General features: G+C 45.7%; 8 protein-coding genes. All 8 read left to right on the forward strand.

The features are described from left to right. Positions 1 to 824: 3-deoxy-7-phosphoheptulonate synthase (locus B4K20_RS13260; protein ID WP_289283230.1), on the forward strand; the 824-nt coding region annotated here is incomplete at its 5' end. Between the two features lie 187 nt (positions 825 to 1,011). Then, positions 1,012 to 1,593 (forward strand): electron transport complex subunit RsxA, encoded by a 582-nt coding sequence (rsxA, locus tag B4K20_RS13265; protein WP_040576593.1) that lies wholly within the window; start codon positions 1,012 to 1,014, stop codon positions 1,591 to 1,593. A gap of 4 nt (positions 1,594 to 1,597) precedes the next feature. Then, the gene (gene rsxB, locus B4K20_RS13270) at positions 1,598 to 2,158 is read left to right on the forward strand and encodes an electron transport complex subunit RsxB (RefSeq protein ID WP_289283231.1); all 561 of its coding nucleotides are present in this window, start codon (positions 1,598 to 1,600) and stop codon (positions 2,156 to 2,158) included. Next, positions 2,155 to 3,675, forward strand: a complete 1,521-nt coding sequence (gene rsxC, locus B4K20_RS13275) for an electron transport complex subunit RsxC (RefSeq protein ID WP_289283232.1) — start codon at positions 2,155 to 2,157, stop codon at positions 3,673 to 3,675. The genes rsxB and rsxC overlap by 4 nt, the downstream gene beginning before the upstream one ends. A gap of 3 nt (positions 3,676 to 3,678) precedes the next feature. Beyond that, a complete protein-coding gene (gene rsxD / locus B4K20_RS13280; RefSeq protein WP_289283233.1) occupies positions 3,679 to 4,710 on the forward strand; it encodes an electron transport complex subunit RsxD in 1,032 nt (343 codons plus the stop codon). Further along, positions 4,710 to 5,345, forward strand: a complete 636-nt coding sequence (rsxG, locus tag B4K20_RS13285) for an electron transport complex subunit RsxG (RefSeq protein WP_289243409.1) — start codon at positions 4,710 to 4,712, stop codon at positions 5,343 to 5,345. Before rsxD ends, rsxG begins: the two co-directional genes overlap by 1 nt. Further along, positions 5,342 to 6,028 (forward strand): electron transport complex subunit E, encoded by a 687-nt coding sequence (locus B4K20_RS13290; protein WP_289283234.1) that lies wholly within the window; start codon positions 5,342 to 5,344, stop codon positions 6,026 to 6,028. Before rsxG ends, B4K20_RS13290 begins: the two co-directional genes overlap by 4 nt. Position 6,029: 1 nt before the next feature. Continuing rightward, positions 6,030 to 6,678: endonuclease III (nth, locus tag B4K20_RS13295; RefSeq protein WP_289283235.1), on the forward strand; the 649-nt coding region annotated here is incomplete at its 3' end.

Here is a 6,678-nt window from a genome sequence, read left to right on the forward strand (position 1 = left end):
CATTAATTGAAGAACTTCAAGATGATTTGCAAATTATTATGCGGGTGTACTTTGAAAAACCACGGTCTGTGGTTGGCTGGAAAGGATTAATCAACGATCCCTATCTGGACGGCAGCTTTAAAATCAATGATGGACTACACATTGCCCGTAAACTACTGCTTGATTTGGCTGAAATGGGCGTGCCTTCTGCTACTGAATACCTGGACTTAATCAGTCCACAATATATTGCAGATCTGGTGTCTTGGGGAGCAATCGGCGCCAGAACAACAGAGAGTCAAGCGCACCGTGAACTGGCTTCAGGTTTATCCTGTCCTGTTGGCTTCAAAAACGCAACAGATGGAGGCGTTCAAATCGCTGTCGATGCATGTCTGTCAGCCTCTAAACCTCATCATTTCATGTCTTTGACTAAAGCAGGACGCTCGGCTATTTTCTCCACCACGGGCAACCCTGATTGTCACATCATCTTACGTGGTGGACGTGAGCCCAACTTTGATAGTGACAGCATCAATTCTGCGGCAGACGTTATAACCCGTTCCGGTCAAGATGTCAGAATCATGATTGATTGCAGCCACGCCAATAGTGGAAAAAACCACATCCAGCAAGAAACCGTTTGTCGCGAAGTCGCAGCCCAGATTGCGACAGGTGAAAATCGTATTATCGGCCTCATGTTGGAAAGTAACCTGATTGCTGGTCGTCAGAATGCAGAGTCTGGAAAAGAGTTAGTTTATGGTCAAAGTATTACCGATGCTTGTATGGCCTGGGACAATACTGAAAATTTATTAAGAGAACTGGCTGAAGCTGTACAGCAACGCCGACAAAAATAAACATCACTGACGTCAAATCCTCCGTCTCCAGATAACGGATAAGTAGCTCACAAATAAAGCATTAATATCACTCTAACAGCTTCGATATTAATGCTTTTTAAGCTATAATTACTGATTACCGTTTACAGCAGAATTGATTCCGTGCTGAAATGACAACTAATTCCTGAGAAAATCAGTAGGTTATTAAATGGCAGATTATGCCCTCATACTTATAAGTACGATACTGGTCAATAACATTGTCTTGGTCAAATTCCTGGGGCTGTGCCCTTTTATGGGTGTGTCTCGTAAATTGGAAACAGCCATGGGGATGGCTCTGGCGACCACCTTTGTCTTAACGCTGTCTTCTATCAGCAGTTATTTGATCAATGAATATTTGCTGGCCCCTTTTGGTATTGAGTTTCTTCGCACTATCAGTTTCATCTTTGTAATTGCTGTAGTTGTGCAATTCACAGAAATGGTCGTTCACAAAACCAGTCCACTGCTCTATCAGGTATTAGGCATTTTCTTACCCCTCATTACTACCAACTGTGCGGTACTGGGTGTTGCTCTGCTAAATGTACAAGAAAAACATGGCTTTATTGAGTCAGCACTGTATGGCTTTGGTGCTGCTCTGGGTTTCTCAATGGTATTGATTATTTTCGCTGGCATGCGTGAACGTCTTGCTGCAGCCGATGTACCTGTTCCATTTCAAGGTGCTGCAATCGGCCTGATTACTGCCGGCCTGATGTCAATGGCCTTTATGGGCTTCACCGGACTAGTGAAAGGATAAGCCCATGTTGACAGCGGTTATTGCTTTAACGCTTCTGGCGTTAGTTCTCGGTTTGCTATTAGGATTTGCTTCCGTCAAGTTCAAAGTTGAAGGCGATCCTATCGTCGATCAGATCGATAAAATTCTTCCTCAAACACAATGCGGTCAATGTAGTTTTGCAGGTTGCCGTCCTTACGCTGAAGCTATTGCAGCAGGTGAAGTTGATATAAACCGTTGCCCTCCTGGCGGCGAATCAACCATTCAAGCACTGGCGGACTTGCTCGATGTTGAACCTAAACCACTCGATGAAGAGTGCGGTGTTGAAAAACCCAAAATGCTTGCAGTCATCGATGAACAACGTTGTATCGGCTGCACTTTGTGTATTCAGGCTTGCCCTGTCGACGCAATCCTGGGTGCGGCAAAACATATGCACACAGTTATTGCTGATGAATGCACAGGCTGTGAACTCTGCTTAGAACCTTGTCCGGTAGATTGTATTGATATGGTTGAAATGGCACCTAATCCAAACACCTGGCGCTGGCCAGATCCTTCTCACGTCCAGCTAGAACGTGGAGAAAGAACATGACAAAAACATTAGGCTCATTTCCAGGTGGACTCAAGTTGCCCGGTCATAAGAAGCGGTCAACTCAAACTCCCATACGGAAAACACCACTCGCAAAACGGCTGATTCTACCGCTGCAACAACATATTGGTAGTGCAGCTATTCCTATTGTTGAAGTGGGTGATAAGGTACTTAAGGGACAACGAGTTGCTCGTGCGGATGGCCATGTTTCAGTCTGCCTGCACGCCCCCAGTTCAGGTACCATTGCCGCCATTAATGAGCAGCCTATTCCCCATCCATCCGGTCTGACAGCGCCGTGCATCACTATCGAAACCGATGGTGAAGATCGCTGGATTGAGCGTGAACCCGTAAAAGACTATCGTTCACTTTCGACTCATGAAATTCGTCAAATCGTACGCGATGCAGGTATCGTTGGCCTCGGAGGCGCGGGTTTCCCAAGCTTCATCAAATTGAACCCCGGCGTTCATCACACTGTTGAAACACTTTTGCTAAATGGTGCTGAGTGTGAACCTTACATCAGCTGTGATGACATGCTCATGCGCGAACGTGCTGACGGCATATTGGATGGTATTGAAATCATGCAGTACGCACTTCGGGCTCGTGAAGTTATTGTGGCAATTGAAGATAACAAACCGCAAGCCATTTCAGCTATGGAGTTGGCACTTGCTTCTCGTCCTGGTATGCATAATACACGCTTGGTTGTTGTCCCCACTCGTTACCCAACGGGTGGTGAAAAACAACTTATACAGGTTGTGACGGGTAAAGAAGTGCCAAGTGATGGCTTGCCGATTGATTTGGGTATTGTGAGTCACAATATGGGCACAGCCTATGCAGTGGGCCGTGCCATTTTTCATGGGGAACCGTTAATCTCCAGAATCGTTACGGTGACCGGAAAAGACGTGACACATGCAGGCAACTTTGAAACCCTTTTTGGCACACCCATCTCAGAATTATTAGCGTACGCAGAAACTCAGCGCGAACCTGATGAAGCCTTCATTCTTGGTGGCCCCATGATGGGCTTTAACCTGTCTGGCGATAACTTACCTGTGACAAAAACAGCAAACTGTATTCTCGCCGGTGTGGAAGATGCCGCCCCAGCACAGGAACCTTTGCCATGCATCCGTTGTGGCGACTGTGCAAGTGCCTGCCCTGCCAGTTTATTACCGCAACAACTTTACTGGCATTCACGGGCTAAAGATTTTGATCAAACTCGAGATTACAACTTATTCGATTGTATTGAATGTGGTTGTTGTGATTATGTCTGCCCAAGCAAAATTCCGTTAGTTTCCTATTTCCGCTTTGCTAAAACGGAAATTATGAACCAAGAACGTGAACGTAAGAAATCAGATCTCGCTCGCGACCGTTTCGAAACACGTCAGGCACGTTTAGAACGGGAACAGCGCGAAAAAGAAGAGCGTCAGCGTCAGCGTAAAGCAGCCTTAGCAGCCTCTAAAGCCAAAAAAGAACAACAAGAAAAAGCTGCCGTGACAGCCGAAGCGGATAGTAAGGAAACGGAGTAAATAATGGCGATATTTCGAATGAGCCCGCCATTTCTGGCAGGTACCAACCGCGTGACGCTGCAAATGCTGCAAGTCATTTTAGCGATGATTCCTGCAGTAGCCGCGATGGTTTATTTCTTTGGCCCTGCGGTCTTAATCAATATTACACTGGCATTAATCGTCGCCCTGCTCGCAGAAGCAGTCATGCTGACTCTGCGTAAAAGACCGATTAAACCTTTCATCACCGATGGCAGTGCGGCAGTAACAGCCGTATTGTTGGCTGTCGCCATACCGCCGCTCGCACCTTGGTGGTTAACGGTCACCGGGATTTTATTTGCCATCATTTTTGCCAAGCATTTGTATGGAGGTCTGGGCTACAACCCATTTAATCCTGCCATGGTTGGATATGTGTTGTTATTAGTGTCATTTCCGCTTGAAATGACAACCTGGTTACCTGTTGACTCGCTGACAGACAAATCTCTCGATTTACATTCGGCTTTACAATTAATTTTTTACGGTGAAACCAGCGCTGGTTGGACTGCAGATACTGTTTCTGGGGCAACGCCACTCGATACAATGAAAACTCAGATAGGACAATCGATTGCGCCTGTCTATATCGTTAATCAAAACCTATTTGGCAGTTTAGGTGGTTTAGGCTGGGAATGGATTAACATCTGGTTTGCCATTGGTGGTCTTTATTTACTTTATCGTCGCGTCATTAGCTGGCATGTTCCAGTTGCCATAATCGGCACATTGTTTGTGATGAGTGGTGTCACTTATTTGTTTGCCCCTGAAATCACGGGCTCACCTCTATTCCACCTGACAAGTGGCGGAACGATGATAGGTGCGTTTTTTATTGCCACTGATCCGGTTTCAGGTTCGACAACGGTGAAAGGTCGTCTGGTATTTGGTGCTGGTGTAGGCGCTTTAACCTACATCATTCGAGTATGGGGAGGCTATCCTGATGGTGTTGCCTTTGCTGTGCTGTTAATGAACATGCTGGCACCGCTAATCGATTATTACACGCAACCTAAAGTCTACGGGGCCACGAAATAATGGCAGACCTAAAAAAGCACATCTTACGCGTAGGCGTGGTTTTGGGCATTTTTGCTATCGTCGCTACCACCATGGTGGCGTACACAGAACAAAATACACGTCAACAAATTAAAGAAAACGAACGTCAAGCATTATTGGATGCCATCAATATTCTGATACCGCATGAACAATACGATAATGCGATTTTACAAGACACCATCTTACTGCCAGCCACTGAAAGCTTAGGTACTGAAGAACCCACTCAAGTTTTCCGTGCTCGCAAACAGGATCAACCAGTCGCTGTCATCCTGACCGTTGTCGCGCCCAACGGTTATTCGGGACGTATTAAAATGCTGGTTGGGATTTATAACGATGGTACGCTGGCAGGCGTACGTGTTATCAATCACAAAGAGACCCCAGGCCTCGGTGATAAAATTGATGCCAGCCGCTCTGACTGGATTAAACAATTCGAAGGTTTATCATTAGAAAATCCATCATCAGCCAAATGGAAGGTCAAAAAAGATGGTGGTGCTTTTGACCAGTTTACTGGGGCAACCATTACACCAAGAGCTGTGGTGAGAGCGGTAAAAGGCTCGCTTGAGTATTTCAAAAATCATCGTGAAGCATTATTTGCTATCAATGAGGAAAAATCATGAATGCTTATTATCAGATTGTAAAAGATGGTCTGTGGAAGAATAACCCCGCCCTTGTTCAACTTCTGGGTTTATGCCCCCTCCTCGCCGTAACGAACACCGTCATTAATGGACTGGGACTGGGATTAGCAACCATCCTGACCTTAGTGGCATCAAATGGTTTGATTTCGCTACTCAGAAACCAGATTCCTGATGAAGCAAGATTACCCGTTTTTGTCATGATCATTGCCTCAATTGTGACCATTATTGAATTATCGATGAATGCCTGGTTCCATGATCTCTACATTATTTTGGGTATTTTTATCCCGCTGATTGTCACCAACTGCTCCATCATTGGCCGTGCAGAGGCTTTCGCCGCTAGAAATTCAGTTGGACCAGCGTTGCTGGATGGGCTAATGATGGGAATTGGCTTTACTGCTGTCCTGGTTGTGCTTGGCGGCATGCGTGAACTGATTGGTCAAGGCACCTTATTCAGTCAGGCAGAGTTGATGTTTGGTGATATCGCAAAAAACTTCACTATTACCGTTATTGATGATTACCGTGGCTTTTTGTTGGCTTTGTTACCACCGGGTGCTTTTATCGGCTTGGGATTAATTGTTGCCTTAAAAAATGTGATTGATGCCAAAGTGAGTAAGCAACAAACAGTAAAAGTTGAACCCACAGCCGAAGTCGCTACGAGCAGCTAAGATGAACCAGGCTCAACGGCGTGACTTTTTTGCTACTTTAAAAGCACATAACCCGGCCCCTACGACGGAGCTTCATTACTCTTCTCCTTTTGAGTTACTGATTGCTGTGATTCTGTCAGCTCAAGCAACGGATGTGGGAGTAAACAAAGCCACGGACAAACTGTACCCCATAGCGAATACGCCTGAGCAAATTCTCGCCTTGGGAGTGGATGGCTTAAAGCAATACATCAAAACGATTGGTTTATTCAACAGCAAGGCTGAAAATGTCATCAAGACCTGTCGAATTTTAATTGAGCAACATAACAGTCAGGTCCCAGAAGATAGGGAAGCACTGGAAGCCTTACCTGGTGTTGGTCGCAAGACCGCTAACGTTATCTTAAACACCGTTTTTAAACACCCTGTCATTGCCGTAGACACGCATATCTTTCGTTTATCTAACAGAACAGGGCTGGCAAAAGGAAAAACGGTTAAGGCGGTCGAAGACAAACTTATGAAAGTTGTCCCGAAAGACTATCTGTTAGATGCGCATCACTGGCTAATATTACATGGCCGCTATGTCTGTCTGGCGCGTAAACCAAAATGTGACACCTGCTCTGTCACCCAATATTGTGACTATTACCGTGACCAGCAACGTCGTCAGTCACGAACTG

Origin of the sequence: Methylophaga sp. UBA5088, assembly GCF_002414625.1 — a bacterium.
GTDB classification, from domain to species: domain Bacteria; phylum Pseudomonadota; class Gammaproteobacteria; order Nitrosococcales; family Methylophagaceae; genus Methylophaga; species Methylophaga marina.

Coding starts and splice junctions, on each gene's coding strand:
- rsxB (WP_289283231.1), top strand. CDS start 1,598: ATGTTGACAGCGGTTATTGCTTTAACGCTTCTGGCGTTAGTTCTCGGT.
- rsxG (WP_289243409.1), top strand. CDS start 4,710: ATGGCAGACCTAAAAAAGCACATCTTACGCGTAGGCGTGGTTTTGGGC.
- rsxD (WP_289283233.1), top strand. CDS start 3,679: ATGGCGATATTTCGAATGAGCCCGCCATTTCTGGCAGGTACCAACCGC.
- rsxC (WP_289283232.1), top strand. CDS start 2,155: ATGACAAAAACATTAGGCTCATTTCCAGGTGGACTCAAGTTGCCCGGT.
- B4K20_RS13290 (WP_289283234.1), top strand. CDS start 5,342: ATGAATGCTTATTATCAGATTGTAAAAGATGGTCTGTGGAAGAATAAC.
- rsxA (WP_040576593.1), top strand. CDS start 1,012: ATGGCAGATTATGCCCTCATACTTATAAGTACGATACTGGTCAATAAC.